General features: G+C 61.6%; 12 protein-coding genes and 1 pseudogene. 4 read left to right on the forward strand and 9 right to left on the reverse strand.

Features of this window, described 5'->3' with window-relative positions; all coding sequences use genetic code 11:
- On the forward strand, positions 1 to 465 hold a 465-nt coding region (locus tag OC446_RS23065), incomplete at its 5' end, for a polysaccharide lyase (protein WP_262031357.1).
- An 80-nt stretch (positions 466 to 545) separates the two neighbouring features.
- On the opposite strand, the gene OC446_RS23070 is transcribed toward OC446_RS23065, so the two are convergent.
- Positions 546 to 1523, reverse strand: a complete 978-nt coding sequence (locus tag OC446_RS23070; protein ID WP_262031358.1) for a hypothetical protein — start codon at positions 1521 to 1523, stop codon at positions 546 to 548.
- A gap of 13 nt (positions 1524 to 1536) precedes the next feature.
- A complete protein-coding gene (locus OC446_RS23075) occupies positions 1537 to 2988 on the reverse strand; it encodes an MBOAT family O-acyltransferase (RefSeq protein WP_262031359.1) in 1452 nt (483 codons plus the stop codon).
- Between the two features lie 759 nt (positions 2989 to 3747).
- Here OC446_RS23075 and OC446_RS23080 point away from each other — a divergent pair.
- Positions 3748 to 5007, forward strand: a complete 1260-nt coding sequence (locus OC446_RS23080) for a glycosyltransferase (protein WP_262031360.1) — start codon at positions 3748 to 3750, stop codon at positions 5005 to 5007.
- Here OC446_RS23080 and OC446_RS23085 read toward each other — a convergent pair.
- Positions 4997 to 6094, reverse strand: coding sequence for an AraC family transcriptional regulator (locus OC446_RS23085; RefSeq protein ID WP_315986533.1), 1098 nt, complete (start codon positions 6092 to 6094; stop codon positions 4997 to 4999). The genes OC446_RS23080 and OC446_RS23085 overlap by 11 nt on opposite strands.
- 660 nt (positions 6095 to 6754) lie before the next feature.
- Between OC446_RS23085 and OC446_RS23090 the strand changes: the two genes are divergently transcribed.
- Positions 6755 to 8005, forward strand: a complete 1251-nt coding sequence (locus OC446_RS23090; RefSeq protein ID WP_262031361.1) for a heparin lyase I family protein — start codon at positions 6755 to 6757, stop codon at positions 8003 to 8005.
- An 88-nt stretch (positions 8006 to 8093) separates the two neighbouring features.
- On the opposite strand, the gene OC446_RS23095 is transcribed toward OC446_RS23090, so the two are convergent.
- A complete protein-coding gene (locus OC446_RS23095; protein ID WP_262031362.1) occupies positions 8094 to 10292 on the reverse strand; it encodes a GumC family protein in 2199 nt (732 codons plus the stop codon).
- A 913-nt stretch (positions 10293 to 11205) separates the two neighbouring features.
- On the opposite strand from OC446_RS23095, the gene rimO reads away from it, so the two are divergent.
- Positions 11206 to 12522, forward strand: a complete 1317-nt coding sequence (gene rimO, locus OC446_RS23100; RefSeq protein ID WP_262031363.1) for a 30S ribosomal protein S12 methylthiotransferase RimO — start codon at positions 11206 to 11208, stop codon at positions 12520 to 12522.
- A 113-nt stretch (positions 12523 to 12635) separates the two neighbouring features.
- Here the strand turns inward: rimO and pncA are convergent, their stop codons facing one another.
- The 5 genes and pseudogenes from pncA to OC446_RS23125 all read right to left on the reverse strand — a co-directional run.
- Entirely contained in the window at positions 12636 to 13286 is a 651-nt protein-coding gene (gene pncA, locus OC446_RS23105) for a bifunctional nicotinamidase/pyrazinamidase (protein ID WP_262031364.1), read from the reverse strand.
- Positions 13287 to 13382: 96 nt separating this feature from the next.
- Positions 13383 to 14465, reverse strand: a complete 1083-nt coding sequence (locus OC446_RS23110; RefSeq protein WP_262031365.1) for a BMP family ABC transporter substrate-binding protein — start codon at positions 14463 to 14465, stop codon at positions 13383 to 13385.
- Between the two features lie 103 nt (positions 14466 to 14568).
- Positions 14569 to 15486, reverse strand: coding sequence for an ABC transporter permease (locus OC446_RS23115; protein WP_262031366.1), 918 nt, complete (start codon positions 15484 to 15486; stop codon positions 14569 to 14571).
- The gene (locus OC446_RS23120) at positions 15483 to 16559 is read right to left on the reverse strand and encodes an ABC transporter permease (RefSeq protein ID WP_262031368.1); all 1077 of its coding nucleotides are present in this window, start codon (positions 16557 to 16559) and stop codon (positions 15483 to 15485) included. Before OC446_RS23120 ends, OC446_RS23115 begins: the two co-directional genes overlap by 4 nt.
- A pseudogene (locus OC446_RS23125) lies at positions 16549 to 17186 on the reverse strand (ABC transporter ATP-binding protein); the annotation flags it as partial. The gene OC446_RS23120 and the pseudogene OC446_RS23125, both read right to left, overlap by 11 nt.

A 17186-nucleotide genomic window follows, 5' to 3' on the forward strand; every position in this document is an offset into this window, starting at 1 on the left:
GGCAGTCACTTCCACGCCACGTACAAGATGATGATCGAGCCGGGCGCCAAGAACACCGCCCAGTGGCTCGTCACCGGCCAGCTCTTCACCGGAGGCACTCCGCCCTTCGAGATCAAGTTCATGGGCAACGACAAGATGGCCGTGGTGATCAAGTACGGCACCTCGAGCTCGCCGGTGGAGAAGACCGTCTACATCGACACCGCCGACATCCAGCGCGGCAAGTGGTACGACATGGAGATCGACGTCCAGCTCGATGCTGCCGGCGACAACGGCCACGCCTATGTCTGGCGCGACGGCACCAAGATCGCCAACTACACCGGCAAGATCGGCTACACCAATGCCACCAAGTCGCACTGGGAGATGGGCGCCTACCGCCAGTCGCCGTCCGGCGGTGAGAGCTTCGCCGTCAACTACAAGGACATCGACCTGACCTACGGCTCCGCCGGCCACAGCGACGGGAACTAGCGCGTTTCCGACGTCCGCAACCTGTCGAGCTCCGAACCCGAGTCAATCGGCGTCGACGAGACTCGCTTACTAAGACGGGTTCATCGCGCCAACGCGCTGGATTCGAACACGGGCGGCCCGCTGGATTCGGTCCTTAAGCCTTGGTTGCCACTTCCCCAGAGAGCGGCATGGGCGTAATTATTGTCGACCAGAGCGTTACCGAGAGCTTTGGAGAAGCGTTCCGCCGCTTCAGGGGCAAGATGATACCCGTCCAGGAAGTCACCAGTCCCGGTGCGTTCGATGCCTTGCAGATCGACGATCGCCGCCCCACCCTGGCTGATGGTTCTGTAGAGTTCATCAGCGAGAGCATAGCGCTCAGGTAGAGGTGTGGCGACAAAGACAACCTTGATGCCATCTCCCGTAACGATGTCGATGAACCTGGCAAGCTGATTGTAGGTCGGTTTGTTCCCGTGAGCTTCGCTTTGCTTGGTAGTGCGAAATACGTCGTTGATGATTGGGGCTAGGTCCTGATAGCCAGGGATCAACGACAGAACGCGCTTTTGTATGCGCTCTCTGTTCGCCCAGAGCCGGGAAGTGGCGCCGAGCACATACCTGACACGATCGCTGAGCGTGAGGACGTCGTGGGAGAATGCCTCCGAGGCATACGCGAAGCCGGCAAACTCGCCACCGAGGCGCTCGATGCTGTGCACAGGGCTATCCTCCAGATGTTTGTCTGCAAAGCAGATGATGAGCAACTGAGGCTTGGTATTGCTCGACTGGACGAACCGGCGGTAAACGTAGAGCCAGTCTGTAAGGATGGTGTCATCCGGATAAACAAGGCCGATCTTGGCATCCGGGACGTTTGCATTCGACCATGCCGCCTTGACAATATCAGGGAATACTCCCCGATGCGTCAAGGAGTTCCCCAGGAAGAGGATCCCTGGTGAAGTCCCTTGCCGGAAACCGTTGAGGATCGCTGGGATCTCCCGGAGGTGCTGCATGTCGTGAGACAGCCGATCTTCCGTGAAGTATAGGCCAGCCTCTCCGAGCAGCAGCACCACCAGCACACTGGCGATCACTTTCCATTCGGACCTAGAATTGGAAGTAGATGAATTCATGGCTTTCCGGTGCCTGGAAGAAGATGAGCATCAGAACTGCATAGGCATATACGCATGCACGCGCCGCCCAGGGGCTTCGTGTGAGGCCGAGGAGATTGGTTGTGCGAGCGGAGGTCCAATACTCGAAGATGAATAGCGGAAGAGCGTAGAACGCGATCAATCCGAGCATCGCGACGGCCGTTGGCGTGACGCGCCAGTCAGTGGCCATAAGATAGAGGAAATCGCCGACCTGCTGCATGTTCTGAGCACGGAACAACAGCCACCCGAAACAGACCAGATGGAACATCACCACAATTCGCCAGGCGCGATCCCAGAGCGATTGCGGTTGCGCCTTCTCCCATCCCATGAACCGGTAGATCGACAGGAGCGCCCCATGATAGAGACCCCAGAAGATGAAGGTCCAGTTGGCGCCATGCCAGATGCCGCCGAGAACCATCGTAATCATGAGGTTGCGCAGTACCATGGACCCGCCGCCGCGATTGCCGCCGAGTGCAATGTAGAGGTAGTCGCGTAGCCAAGTGGACAGGCTGATATGCCAGCGGCGCCAGAAATCGCTGGGTGACGTCGCCAGATAGGGAACCTTGAAGTTGTCCATCAGATCGATGCCCATCCATCTGGCGACGCCTTGGGCAATGGAACTGTAGCCTGAGAAATCGGCATAGATCTGCCAGGCGAAAGCGTAGATGCCGACGAGGCACTCGAGTCCCGTGAGCTGGGACGCATCTCGGTTGAAGATGGTATTGACCAGCACGGCCATGTTGTCGCCGATGACGACCTTTTTGAAGAGGCCGAGCAGGATATAGTACAGCCCGACGAGGAAATCGTCGGGCCGGTGGACCCGGGGGGTTTCAACCTGTTTCAGAAGGCCCCGTCCAAGAGCATCCTGACCTTTGGCGCCGGAACGCATGATAGGCCCGGCAACCAGATGCGGGAAGAAAGAGACATAGAGGGCAAAATTCCAGAAGCTGGTCGCCGGCTTTGTCACCCCGCGAGCGATATCGAAGATATAGCTCATGCTCTGGAAGGTGTAGAACGAGATTCCCACGGGAAGAAGCACTTGGACCACCGGGAGCGACGCATGGATGCCGATGGCGTTCAGCGCGGTAACGACCTCGTTGGAAAAGAAATTGTAGTATTTGAAGATCCCAAGCAGAAGCAGATTCACGACGACGGACAACCATACATATCGCTGCTTGCTGGCTTGGGACGAAGTGGACGCGATCAGAAGTCCCAGATAAAAATCCATCACCGTAGAGAACATGATGAGAGGCAGGAAACGCCAATCCCACCAGCCATAGAACAAGTAACTTGCCGCAAGAAGAAAGAACGTCTGGAGGCGAAACGGAAGAAGCCAATACACCGGGAGGACGATGGCAAAGAAGACCCAGAATGTCCAACTGTTGAACAACATGATGCTCTCTTCCAAGTGCGCCGGATCAGCTATCGGTATACGTCGTCGGCTTACTTGAGCAGCAGACATTGCTCTGGATTTGAGCAGCCCACAATTGGCTCATTGGGGTGAGCCACTGCTCTGTTGGAATCATGAAAGCTTAAAGCAGCTCTAAAATGCTCCTGATCGCTCAGGAGACCTTCATTGGACCAAAGCCAATCCCGTCACGGATCGTGCCGTTCGGCATCTCATCTGCCTCCCCGTGTTGATGAGAAGCATTGACGCAGCTTACCCAGTACTTTGAAAGCAGCCAATCCTCCCGTGAGGAGTATTCCTATCGAGAGATCTTCAAGACCTTTGCTGAGAACAATTCGAACTGGCCTGCCGCATCCCTGAACTTGTTGATCGAGATGCAGAACTCCGCCGATGCGAGCGCATCAGGCTCCTCGCCAAACAGCGCCCGGAGAGCCACATCGATGCTCTCTTCTGCTTTGAGCGCGAACGCTCAGCCCTTCTCCCGCAATCGTCGCATGAGGTTCACCACGGCGGCGCGACAGGGAAACGAGCCGTCAATAGTACCTCGGATGTTCCACGCGGAAGCATCCGACCCTGCCAAGAGAGCACTTCAACCCCAAAGCCGGACATGTCATATTGGAACGCGCGAAAGTCACCTCGTCGGACTTGATCGCAGAAGAAAAATTGATCGGCAGCATATGCTTTGGCAGACGTATCGAAGCCGCGATTGGAAGACCATACGCCAATCGACAATCGCTGCATGCATGGGGTCATGAGAACATGAAGCTTCTCTATGTTACAAGGGAGGCGCCGTATGGCGACAACGAAGGCTTTATCCTTCCGGAGATCGACAGTCATATTCAGGCTGGGTGGGATGTTTTCGTATGTCCGCTCGATGGTCGAAGATTAGTCCATCGGATCCAGCAGAACGTTCTCGACCGCACGTTGACCAAACTCCTGATCAGTCCCAGCATCTGCATGGGCGCCATCGCCCAGTTCATCAGTACACCGAGGCTCGCGCTAGACACTCTGTGGAAGCTCGTGGCGCACAGCCGCATCACGCTGCTGCCCCGCAATCTCGCCGTCTGGCCGAAGGGCCTTTGGCTGGCGCGGCAGGTCCGTCTTTTGAACATTCAGCACATCCATGCACATTGGATCGCCGTTCCGGCCACGATGGGTTTCATCGCGGCGTCGGTCGCCGAGGTTCCTTTCAGCATCACGGCGCACCGGTATGACATCGCCCAGGGGAACCTCATACCGACCAAATTCGAGGCCGCATCCTTCATCCGCGCGATCGATGAAGGTGGGGCGAGCGAACTGGCTGTGCAGTCCGGGAGCGAGGAGCGGCGCCCGATCATCCTTCGCATGGGAGTGGACATCCCCGAGCAACCTGCCCCCTCCCCGCCGGAAGGAACATTCAGGGGCATCGTCGGGGCGCGCCTTGCCGAGAAGAAGGGCTACAGCTACCTCCTGGATGCCATCGCCCTCGCAAAGCAAAAGGGCCTCTCCGTCCATATCGACGCTTTCGGTGACGGTCCTCTCGAAGACGAACTTCGGCGCAAGGCGGACCGGATCGGGATCAGCGACCTGATCACGTGGCGCGGGTCGGTTGGACATGAAACTCTGCTCGAGCGCATTCGCTCGGGAGATTACCATTTCGGAGTTCTACCGAGCGTCACGGCCCGGGATGGAGACAAGGAAGGCATCCCGGTCTTCCTGATGGAAGCCATGGCGGCCGGTCTCCCCGTCATCTCGACGCCGAACGGCGGCATTCGGGAACTCGTCGCTCCCGGCACGGGCATCCTCGTCGAGGAACGGGACAGCGAAGCCATCGCGGCAGCCATGATACGGCTCGCGCACAATCCATCCGAGCGCCGCGACATGGGAGAACAGGCTCGAACGCGGATCATTACGGATTTCTCGATCGAGGCTCGCATGAACCAGTTGCGCTCGCTGATCGCGCAATCGATCGCATCCCGTTCGCCCCAACGGCGGGCTTCACCGAATGCCCGAGCCGAGCTTCCGAAAGTCATTGGCTGACGCCGACCTTTGTTCCGGTGGTCTGTCGCGCGGACAGACCTTCGCCCATCTGCTTGCGGACCGATGTCGGTGAATGTCCCGTCCAGCGCTGGAAGGCATGAGCGAACGAACTCACTTCGGAGTATCCCAGAAGCCAAGCGATCTGCGAGATGGATAGGCTGTCGTTCTGCAGGTACCGATTGGCCAGATCGGACCGAAGTTCCTCCAGGATCGCGCTGAAGGTCAGCCCCTCGTCGGAAAGCCGCCGCGACAGCGTCCGAACGCTCATCCCGAGGTCGCTCGCGATATTGCCAATGCTCATCGTTCCATGGGGCAGCCGGGGCGCGATCGCCTTCTCGACCCGGGTGCGTAGCGACTGACGCATGCTCCGGCGCGTGGATAGCTCGTCGTCGTAGTAATCTACCAGAAACCTGTTCAGATAAGGATCTGCGGAAAGGAGCGGGAGCTTCCCGTCCTGCGCATCGAACGATAGATGATCCTTCGCCGCGCCGAACTCCACCGGGCATCTGAAGTATTGTTCCATCTCTGATACGTCGCCATCGCGCAGATGGATAAACCCTGCATTAAGGGGGGTGAGTTCACGGCCCGTGAACTGGCGGATCATGCGGAGGCCAGCCGTCATCCAAAATTCCATTTGATGACGGTCGAGGAGACGCCGAACGCTCACTACCTCGAATTCGATCGTGAAGGCATTTGTGCCGCGATGGAGCTGAATGCCTTCATTGAGGATTGAACAGAGCCGGGTCGCGTGTTCGAACCCTTCGGCAACCGTTCCGGACGAGGCCAAGACATGGAAGATGGGTCCCGCTTCCCGCAGATCCGAATCCCTGGCGAGGTGAAATCCCAGCAGGTCGTCCCCTAACGTCTCGGCGGCGAGATGGAGGAACTCGATCTGGCTGCGGACGGGCACGCGGGACCCAGGCTCGCTCAGGACATTGTCCGGGATCCCGCAACTTCTGAACAATGGGACGGTTTCGAATCCCGCTCGCATCAGGCGAACAGCGGCAAGTCTCGTCAACACTCCAGCCGCAGTTGGGAGTCGCAGGTTATCCCGTCGTGGCGCATGGTTGATCGGACCCTTCGGCATTGATCGGTCCTATGGCACGCACGATTATTCACGGTTTTTCCCACTGCTGACAAGACGTTCCAGCGCAAGAACGGCCTGCGAATTCAGTAACGAGCGATCGAACAACAATGATCGCCGCCTCATGAACCAGCCTAACTTTCCGTTACGTCACCACTGCGAAAACCCAGAAATCGCGTAGCCCTCGCTCGCGACAGGCGCGATGCGATGGGTACAAGAGACGACGGGTTTGGGTTTCGAGGAGACCTCGACTGTCCTGCTCGATCCTAATCACGGGTGAGAATCGCATGCTGTCGACAGGCAGATCTCCGGGCCGGTTCCGGTCTTTCTGAGGTCCGTGCCATACTCTCGACGGAGGTACTCCACACGGCTTCCAAAGTCGCGCCAAGCTTTCGTCACAGTCCAGGTTCGCTTAGGGGAAGTGGCACGATCCGACAAAGAACTGTCATCATATCACAAGACGGATAATCCAAGCTCTGTGTATTCGAAATAGGTGCACTGGATAAAGATTGAATAGTGCACTCCCACCTCAGTTTTCTTCGGTTATTACAGTACCACTTTCAATTACTTGAAGCTAATACCGCCCACATTAGTGAGGTGGGAAAACAATTAATACATCAAAAAAGCCTCTCTATTCAGAGAGGTAACGTAGGGGTTTTTATTATGTCTTATTCAGCCACAGCGTGGAAGCCCGATATCTATGAGAGCGATTCCTTCGCTCTGGATGGTTATAACTGGCGAGTCGCGGGCGACGAAGCGCATAGCTTCAAATCCGACGGCAGCACCTACCGCTTCGAAGTGCGCAAGGGCGATCAATTCAGCGCATCCTATTGGACGGATTCTGCCGGGGTCGAGCGCTCCGAGATGGGCGAGACATCGAACCACAAGCTGTCGGGTGAGGGCAGTCACTTCCACGCCACGTACAAGATGATGATCGAGCCGGGCGCCAAGAACACCGCCCAGTGGCTCGTCACCGGCCAGCTCTTCACCGGAGGCACTCCGCCCTTCGAGATCAAGTTCATGGGCAACGACAAGATGGCCGTGGTGATCAAGTACGGCACCTCGAGCTCGCCGGTGGAGAAGACCGTCTACATCGACACCGCCGACATCCAGCGCGGCAAGTGGTACGACATGGAGATCGACGTCCAGCTCGATGCTGCCGGCGACAACGGCCACGCCTATGTCTGGCGCGACGGCACCAAGATCGCCAACTACACCGGCAAGATCGGCTACACCAATGCCACCGAGTCGCACTGGGAGATGGGCGCCTACCGCCAGTCGCCGTCCGGCGGCGAGAGCTTCGCCGTCAACTACAAGGACATCGACCTGACCTACGGCTCCGCCGGCCACAGCGACACGGCTCATGCCAGCCCGTCGCCGGCTCCGACGCCGACTCCCACGCCGACGCCGACTCCCACGCCGACCCCGACTCCCACGCCGAGCCCGGAGCCTACGCCCTCGCCCTCACTGCCCGAGATCCATGGAACGAGCGGCGCCGACAAGCTGATTGGCACCTCGGCGGCCGAGGCCATCATCGGCCACGCCGGGAGTGATATCCTGAACGGCAAGGGTGGCAACGACATCCTGACCGGCGGCAAGGGACGTGACGTCTTCGTGTTCGACACTGCGCCGAAGGGCACCGTCAGCACGATCACGGATTTCCTTCCGGGCACGGACAAGATCCATGTGGAGAACGCGGTGTTCTCCGGTGGCAACGTCGATTGGGGTAACCTCCCGTCGCACATGTTCAAGATCGGAGCGAAGGCCACCGACTCGTCCGACCGCTTCATCTACAACAAGGACACCGGCAGCCTGTACTTCGACAAGGACGGCACCGGCTCCTCGGCGCAGATCGAGTTCGCGAAGCTCGCCCCGAATCTGAAGATGACGGCAGCGGACTTCTACATCCTCTGATCGACCTCTTTTGATCGTTCCAAGACTGAGCGGCCCCCGTGAATGCGGGGGCCGCTTCGCTTTTTCGCCGGAAAGGCGGACGACCTGCTTAGCGAAGGTCGGAGTTTGCGGCGAAGTTCAGGCCTGTCGCCAGGTTGGCCGTCCTCGTGCGCTGAAGATCGACCACCCCATCGCGCACCCTGACGGGCCGAGCCTGCGTGGCGCGGGCGATCAGCAGGACCCCGTCGACATGCTGGGCAATCATGAGTGCATCCGCAGCGGTCTCGAGCGATGCGGCATCGATGATGACCAGGTCGAACCGCTCCTCCAGATCCTTGACCAACTGCCCCAATTGCGGCGTCTGCAAGGGCTGGTCCGGGCTCGCGTTACCGAGCTCGCCGCTCGGGATGACGAAGCACGAGGATTGAGGATCTCTCTGGAGAAGCGACATCTTCAGGCCGGCCGGAGTTGAGAGCAGCATCTCGCAGATGCCCGCATCGTTGCTGATCCCTGTCTTTGCGTGGAGGCTCGGATTCCGAAGGTCGCAATCCACGAGAGCGACCTTGAGCCCTGCTCTTGCCGCGTCCCTCGCGAGAGACAGGGCAATGGTCGTCCGACCTTCCTGCCGCTGCGTGGACGTCACGAGGAGAGACTTGAATCCAGCACCGCGATTGAAGGTGAGTTGCAGCGACACGCGCAGCCGTCTGATGGCCTCCGAATAATCCGACTGAGGGCGCGCGCAGATCAGGTTTTCCGGCTGCAGGCCCTTTGTCTTAGACCGTTTACTGTCGGGAATGACTCCAAGGTTCGCGATGCCCGAGGAAGCCTCCAGCTCATCGACGAACTTAACGGTCTGAGGATAATTGTCGCGCGCATACCCGACGCTGACCGCGATACCGATGCCGGCCAGGAATCCGACAACGATCAGCAGGGACCGAGGAGGAAAGCTCTTGTTCGGAGGAATGCCGGCCTCGGCCACCACGTACACACTCGGGGTAACCGTACTGCGCTGCTGCGCGGCCGCTTTCAGTCGACCGAGGTAGTCCTGGTACAGCTGCCGCGTCGTCGCAGCCTCCTGTTGCAGCCGGAAGAGCTGAACGGAATTGTCCGTCGATGAATCGGGCTTCTGCACGATCTGCTTCAGCTCCTGGCGAAGCGCGGATACCTGATTGCTGCTGGCGTCTACTTGCTTCCGGAGGGTCTCGACAGCCTTGGCACCGAGCGAGCGCAGCTGCGATTTCGCTAGGTCGAGACGCTGCTGCGAACCTGCGAGATCCGTTTCACCTTCGGCGGGGCGTTGAACACGCTGCTCAAGAGAGCCGCGCTGCTCGTCCAAAAGCGAGATCTCGGGATTGTTGAGCAGTTTCCCGAGGACTGCGAAGTTGCCCGCCGCCAATAGTGTGTCGGCCTCGCGGAGTTTGGAAGCATAGGAACCAGCCTCACGACTGGCGGCGGCAACGTCCGCTTGCAGCCGGTCGATGGCGGACCTGGCCGCATCGTCATTGGACTGCGCGCCCTGCACGAGCGCGAAGGCTTTGATCTGCGTTTCCGAGCGCCGCAACTCCTCTCCCAGTTCGGCGACCCGGCGCGACAGGGCCGCTTCCGTATGGCCCGCGGCGGCGAGTTTCGAGCTGATCTGCTCGGTGATGTACGTGTCGGCATAGCCATTCGCTAGGCGAGCGGCATCTTTCGGATCATCGATGGTGATATCCAGCGCCAAGACGTTCGTCAGTCCGCGCCTGCGAACGTTCATGATCTTCTGTAGGGCCACCGCCGCGCGGACCACAGCTGGATCCTCACCCTCGGCGACAGTCTCCTCGGGCGACAACGAGGCCGTTGCGAGGCTTTCGCCGGCCTGCGCGGCGGACGAACCGCCCGTCGGCAGTAGGCTCGTCAGGTAGTCGGAGACGCCGCTGGGCGCGGGCGACGAGGATGACGCCTTGTCGACGAAGCGTGGATCTGCGGTCAGATTGAGCCGCTTCACCACCTGCTGCGCGACCTTCATCGACTGCATGACCTCGACTTCACCGTCGACGTTGAGCGAATATCCGGTGACGGCAGGCTCCGCCGGGCGCCCTTCCGTCGAGTCGACGGCCAGAAGCGTGGTCGCGGTGAATTGGGGCGGCAGGATCATCACGAGACCCACGGCCAGGACACACAGAAGCACGCTCAGCAAAGCGACGAGCCGGAACTGGCGACGAACGGCTCCGAGAACCTTGCCCATGATCTCCAGATTGCCCTTGGGCCTTTGCCCTTCGGGGATGCGATTGATCTCGCGGGGCTGCCGCTTCTGGACTCCTATTACCATTCCTCCCGTCTCCGGTCTCTCAGTTGACGGCGGCCACCCCTTGAATACGGTTTGACGCCCGCCTCCACCCGCTGAGGCCCCCTGGTGGAGCTGCCCACCCGCAGCGGCCGTATGTCCTGCGGACGGCGCAGCGGCGCCAAGATCAGGAACGACACTCGTGTCTTGATATTTCATGCCTGTCGACCTGTCTGATCCTGAGCAGATGCGAATGAGAAATTGCCTCCGACTGCTCGAAACCTTGGTCGATCTGCACGGCGACAAGTCACAATCGGGAGCGTCGAAGTATTGGTATAGCAGATTGGCATAGAGAACGGCTCTCCCGTTCAAACACAGCGCACTTACATTGCCCTATCACTGCCTTCAATGCCATCATCGGGGCGGCACAACTCGGGGCTAAGACGAAGGTTTGGCCAACTGTCCCGAGGTACCTCGGAATTGACTTCGCTATCCTTCAAGACATCCTGACCGCACGTCCGGTCCCTTTGGGAGTCTCCGACTCGGTGCCCACGGCCTGACGGACGGTCCGCTCCCACACCCTCTTCCACTGCGCCAAGGCCGAGGTTCGGATGCTCGTCGGTGGTGGCGCGCCGGGGATTCCACGGCTGGGATCTGAATGGGCGCAGCAGGAGCGCCAGGCCCCGCGTCAAAGCGGATGTTGTAAAGGCAAACCCGGTGTTGTAAGGGCACATCGCGTCTTAAGTCGCGCGCTACCGTCGCAGCGGGAGGCGCCTGCGCGAGACGCTGGATCGATCCAGGCGACAATCTCGGCAGGTCTCACGTGCAATCCTGCCGGACCGTGCCGAGTGTTCCTGCCCTCGATCAACAGGTTTTCCGTCTCGGATCCGTCACGATGCACCGCTCCGGTCCGGTGCCTCGCGGATGTCAGTTTCGATAGAATAAGTGGATGTAGCGGATGAATGCTCCCGCGCCGAAAGTCTCGTTCGTGTCCCTGGGCTGCCCGAAGGCCCTGGTGGATTCCGAGCGCATCATCACCCAGCTTCGCGCCCAAGGTTACCAGCTGACCAAGGAGCATGACGGGGCGGACGTGGTGATCGTCAACACCTGCGGCTTCCTCGACAGCGCCAAGGCCGAGTCCCTGGAGGCCATCGGCGAGGCCATGGCCGAGAACGGCAAGGTCATCGTCACCGGCTGCATGGGCGCCGAGCCCGAGCAGATCCGCGACCAGTTCCCGAACGTCCTGGCGATCACCGGGCCGCAGGCCTACGAATCCGTGGTCTCGGCCGTGCACCAGGCCGTGCCGCCGGCCCACGACCCCTTCGTCGACCTCGTCCCGCCCCAGGGCGTGAAGCTGACGCCGCGCCACTATGCCTATTTGAAGATCTCGGAGGGCTGCAACAACCGCTGCTCCTTCTGCATCATCCCGAAGCTGCGCGGCGACTTGGTCAGCCGCCCCATCGCGGACGTGCTGCGCGAGGCTGAAAAGCTCGCAAAGGCGGGAGTGAAGGAACTCCTGGTCATTTCCCAGGACACCAGCGCCTACGGCCTCGACATCAAGTACCAGCCCAGCTTGTGGAAGGACCGCGAGGTCCGCACCCGCTTCTTCGAGCTCGCGAAGGAGCTGGGCGATCTCGGCATGTGGGTTCGCATGCACTACGTCTATCCCTACCCGCATGTGGACGAAGTCATCCCGCTCATGGCCGAGGGCCGAATCCTTCCCTACCTGGACATCCCGTTCCAGCACGCCTCCCCCCGCGTCCTGAAATCCATGCGCCGCCCCGGCAACCAGGAAAAGACCCTGGAGCGCATTCACAAGTGGCGCGAGATCTGCCCCGATCTCGCCATCCGGTCGACCTTCATCGTCGGCTTCCCCGGCGAGACGGAGGAGGATGTGGATTTCCTGATGCAATGGCTGAAGGAGGCCAAGATCGACCGAGCCGGTTGCTTCCAGTACGAGCCGGTCCAGGGCGCGCCCGCCAACGACATCGACGGTGCCGTGCCGCCTGAGGTGAAGGAAGAGCGCTGGCACCGCTTCATGCAGACCCAGCAGATGGTCAGCGCCGGGATCCTGAAGGCCAAGGTCGGCAAGACCCTGCCGGTCATCATCGACGAGCAGGGCGCCACGGTCGCGACCGGACGCACCAAGTATGATGCCCCCGAGATCGACGGCGTCGTCTACGTGGCCTCCAAGACGCCGCTGAAGCCGGGCGAGATCGTGAACGTCAAGATCGAAAGCTCCGACGAGTACGACCTGCACGGGACGGTGGTTTAAACGCCTCTTGGATCACATCAGGGCATCATCCCCGGCCTTGTGCCGGGGATCCACGTCTTGGTTGCGGCTGAAGACGTGGGTGGCCGCAACAAGTGCGGCCATGACGGTGGGGATCAAACCCCGACGATCTGCTCGCTCCTGACCATGTGAACGCCCGCCGCCTCCAGGTCCCGGCGGGCCCTGTCGAGCGAACCGCCCGTGTCGATGGCGCGCGACGCGTCCTCGATCAGGTAGGTGTCGAAACCGGCTTCCACCGCGTCGAGGGCTGTCCAGGCGACGCAGAAATCCAGGGCGAGCCCGACGCAGAAGACCCGTCGGAAGCCGCGCTCCTTCAGGTAACCCGCCAGTCCGGTCGAGGTCCGCCGATCCGCCTCCTTGAAGCCCGAATAGCTGTCGATCCCGGCATTGTAGCCTTTACGGATGACGAGCTGCGCGTGCGGGATGTGGAGGTCACGGGAAATCTCGGCGCCGGGCGTCCCCTGCACGCAATGGTCGGGCCAGAGCACCTGCGGTCCGTAATGCAGCTCGGTCGTCTCGAAGGGCTGCTTCGCCGGATGGCTCGACGCGAAGGAGGCATGTCCCTCCGGGTGCCAGTCCTGGGTCAGGACCACATGGCGGAACAGTGTCGCGAGCCGGTTGATCGGCGCGATGACCTCGTCGCCCTCCGGCACCGCGAGCGCGCCGCCGGGCAGGAAATCGTGCTGCACGTCCACGACGATGAGGACGTCCTGCTCACCCGGCTTGATCCTCGTCCGTTCGGTCATGAATCATCTCCCGCGTTCCGGTGGCCGATATAGCGGCCCATAACGAAAAGGCAGCCGGTCGCCCGGCTGCCCTTCCCTGTTTGAAGCCTTGTCCGCTTATTGCGGGATCTTGTCCTCGATGCCCTTCACGTAGAAGTTCATGCCGAGCACCTGCTCGTCGGAGAGGGCGCCGTTGCCCTTGCACTCGATCTCCTTGCCGTCCTGGCCAAGGACCGGGCACTTGAAGGGGTTGAGCTTGCCGGACTTGATGGCGGCCTCGGTGTCCTCGGCCATCTTCTTCACGTCGTCGGGCATGTTCTTGTAGGGCGTCATGACGACCATGTGGGCATCGATGCCGCCCCAGGTGTCCTCGGACTTCCAGGTCCCGTCGAGAACCGCCTTGGCACGGGCGACGTAGTAGTCGGACCAGTTGTCCGTGATGGCGGTGAGCTGCGCCTTCGGGGCGAAGCGCTCCATATCGGAGGCCTGGCCGAAGCCGAACTTGCCGCGCGCCTCCGCGGCCTGGATCGGAGCAGGGCTGTCCGTGTGCTGGGCCAGGATGTCGACGCCCTGGTCGAGGAGCGCCTTGGCGGCATCGCCTTCCTTGGCCGGATCGAACCACGTGTTGGCGAACACGATCTTGATTTTGACGTCAGGGTTCACCGATTGGGCGCCGAGATAATAGGCATTGATGCCGGCGATCACTTCCGGGATCGGGAACGCGCCCACATAGCCGATGGTGTTCGTCTTCGTCATCTTGCCGGCGATCACGCCGGTGATGTAGCGGCCCTCATGGAACTTCGCCGCGTAGGTTGAGAGGTTCGGAGCGCGCTTGAAGCCGGTAGCGTGCTCGAACTTGATGTTCGGGTACTTCTTGGCGACCTTCACGGTCGGCTCCATGAAGCCGAAGGAGGTCGTGAAGATCAGGTCGTGGCCGGTGCGGGCGAGCTGCTCGATGGCGCGCTCGGAATCGGCCTCCGGCACGCTTTCGACGAAGGTGGTCGTCACCTTGCCGGGGAACGCCTTCTCAATGGCCTGACGGCCCTGGTCGTGCTGGTGGCTCCAGCCGAAATCACCCACGGGACCCACATAGATGAAGCCGACCTTGATCTTGTCCTTCGCCTGGGCGAATGCGCCGGTGGCGGACAGCGCCAGGACCGCTGCCCCCGCAACGGCTCCGAAGACTTTCCCTGAAAACATGCTCGTTCCCTCGAGGTTGAATTCCAAACATTCCGTCGCAGGTCTGAAGGCTTCTGGCAAGAATTCCTCTGCCTACACTTTGGTCAGATTAACACCAGTTTGCTCACCGGTCAGGCACGAACGGCACGCCCAGTGAGCCTGGGGCTCCGATGGCCCTGCCATGGCGCAGGGAGAGGAGCAGCAGGGCGATGATCGTAGCCAGATACGGCACGGCCGATAGCAGCTGCGGCGGCACGCCGAACTGGGCCGCCTGGGCGTGGAGCTGAAGCACGGTCGCGGCCCCGAAGATATAGGCTCCGACCAGGAGCCAGCCCGGCCGCCATGCCGCGAAGACCACAAGGGCCAGGGCGATCCAGCCCCGCCCCGCCGTCATGCCTGGGGACCAGAAGCGGGTATAGACGAGGGCGAGATAGGCGCCAGCCAGCCCCGCGCAGGCGCCGCCGAACAGGATGGCCCAGAACCGTACGCGCCAGACCGGCAGGCCCAGCGCATTGGCCGACGTATGGTTCTCGCCGATGGAGCGCAGGGTCAGGCCGGAGCGGGTCCGGGTGAGATAGATCGCGACGAGGATCGTGAGTGCGATGGAGGCGTAGACGAAAAGATCCTGCTCAAAAAACAGCCGCCCGACCACCGGGATGTCGCTCAGGACGGGAATGTCGAGATGCGGGACGGGATCGCGCCGCGCACCCACGAAGGGAGCGCCGACGAGACCCGAAAGTCCGAGACCGAAGATCGTGAGCGCCAGGCCGGAGCCGACCTGGTTTGCCGCGAAGCCCAGCACCACGAGGGCGAAGAGAGCGGCCATCAGGACGCCCGCGAGCATCCCGGCGGCGACGCCGAGCAGGGTCGAGTCGAAGGTCACGGCGGCGGCGAAACTGCAGGCGGCGCCCATCGCCATCATGCCTTCGACACCGAGGTTGAGCACGCCCGAGCGCTCCGCCACCAGCTCGCCCAGAGCGGCGATCAGGAGCGGCGTGGACGCGGTCACGATGGTGAGCAGAATGGCCTCGAAAGTGGTCACTTGCCCCCTCCCCGTGAGACAAAACGAACGCGGTAACTCACGAGCGCATCGGCTGCGAGCACGCAGAGCAGCAGGATGCCCTGAAAGGCCTGCGTGAGATCGAGCGGCAGCTTCAGCATGATCTGGGCGCTCTCGCCGCCGATGAACGTGAGGGCGACGACGAGGGCCGCGATCAGGATCCCGATCGGGTTGAGCCTTCCCAGGAACGCCACTGTGATGGCCGTGAAGCCGTAGCCCGGAGAGATCGACGGCTGAAGCTGCCCGATCTGGCCCGAAACCTCGGAAATGCCCGCGAGACCGGCCAACCCGCCCGAGATGGCGAACACCGCCATCGTGGTCGCCTTGGAGCTGAAGCCGGCGAACCGCGCCGCGCGCGGCGCGTCGCCGGTGAGCTTCAGCCGGTAGCCGAACAGCGTCCGCCCGAGGATCACGGCAGTGAGCAGAACGGCGATCAGCGCGAACACGGCCCCGAAATGGACCCGCCCGCCCTCAAGGATCGGATGCAAGGTCGCCGAGGAATCGAAGGTCACCGATTGCGGGAAGTTGAAGCCCTTCGGGTCTCGCCACGGGCCGCGCACCAGATAATCGAGGATCAGCTGCGCGACATAGACCAGCATGAGGCTGGTCAGGATCTCGTTGACGCCGAACCGGGTCTTCAGGAAGGCCGGGATCAGCCCGTAGAGGGCGCCACCGATGATGCCGAGCAGCAGCATGAGCGGCAGAACCCAAAAGCCGGCCTCCGTGCCGTGGACTTTCAGCGCAAGCCAACTGCCGAGCACGGCGCCGATCACGTACTGGCCTTCCGCTCCGATGTTCCAGAGATTGGCGCGGAAGCAATAGGACAGGCCGATGGCGATGAGCGCCAGCGGCGTCGCCTTGACGAGAAGCTCCTGGAGGGACCAGGGATCGCTCAAGGGCTGGAGCACGTAGACGTCGAAGGCCGCGATGGGCGAACGGCCCATCAGCCAGATGACAAATCCCGCAATGAGAAAGGCCGTGATGAAGGCCGCCACCGGGGCGAGCGTCCGCATGACGGGAGACACGTTGGGACGGGGCGTCAGCTCAAAGCGCATGAGCGCCCCCTTGGGCTTGTGCGACACCGAGCATTTCCAGGCCGATGGCTTCCTTGGTCCATTCGCCGACCGGTTTCAGCGAACTCAACCGCCCCTGATGGATTACGGCCATGCGGTCAGCCACTTCGAACAGCTCGTCGAGATCCTGGCTGACGACCACGACGGCGCTGCCCGCGCGGGCGAGATCGACGAGCGCCTGACGGATGAGCCGCGCCGCACCCGCATCGACGCCCCAGGTGGGCTGGTCGACAATGATGAGCTTCGGCTTGCGGATGATCTCGCGGCCGATCACGAATTTCTGCAGGTTGCCCCCGGACAGCTTGCGCGCCTGCGGGTCGCCCTCGGGTGTGCGCACGTCGAAGCCCTGGATGATGGAGCGGGCGAGCCGCTTGGCGGCGTTCAGCAGAATGAAGCCGGAGCGGCTCACTTCCGTCGCCGCATGGGAGATCAGGGTGTTCTCGCTCAGGCGGTGGGTCGGCGCCGCCGCATGGCCCAGGCGCTCCTCCGGCACGAAGGCGGCGCCCAGGCGGCGACGGGCGTCGATGCCCATGGTTCCCGAGGGTTTCCCGGCAATCACGATGGCGTCGGCCCGGTCGGCCAGCCGCTCGCCCGACAAGGCGGCGAAGA

Source organism: Microvirga sp. Mcv34, assembly GCF_024519725.1.
Lineage (GTDB): Bacteria > Pseudomonadota > Alphaproteobacteria > Rhizobiales > Beijerinckiaceae > Microvirga.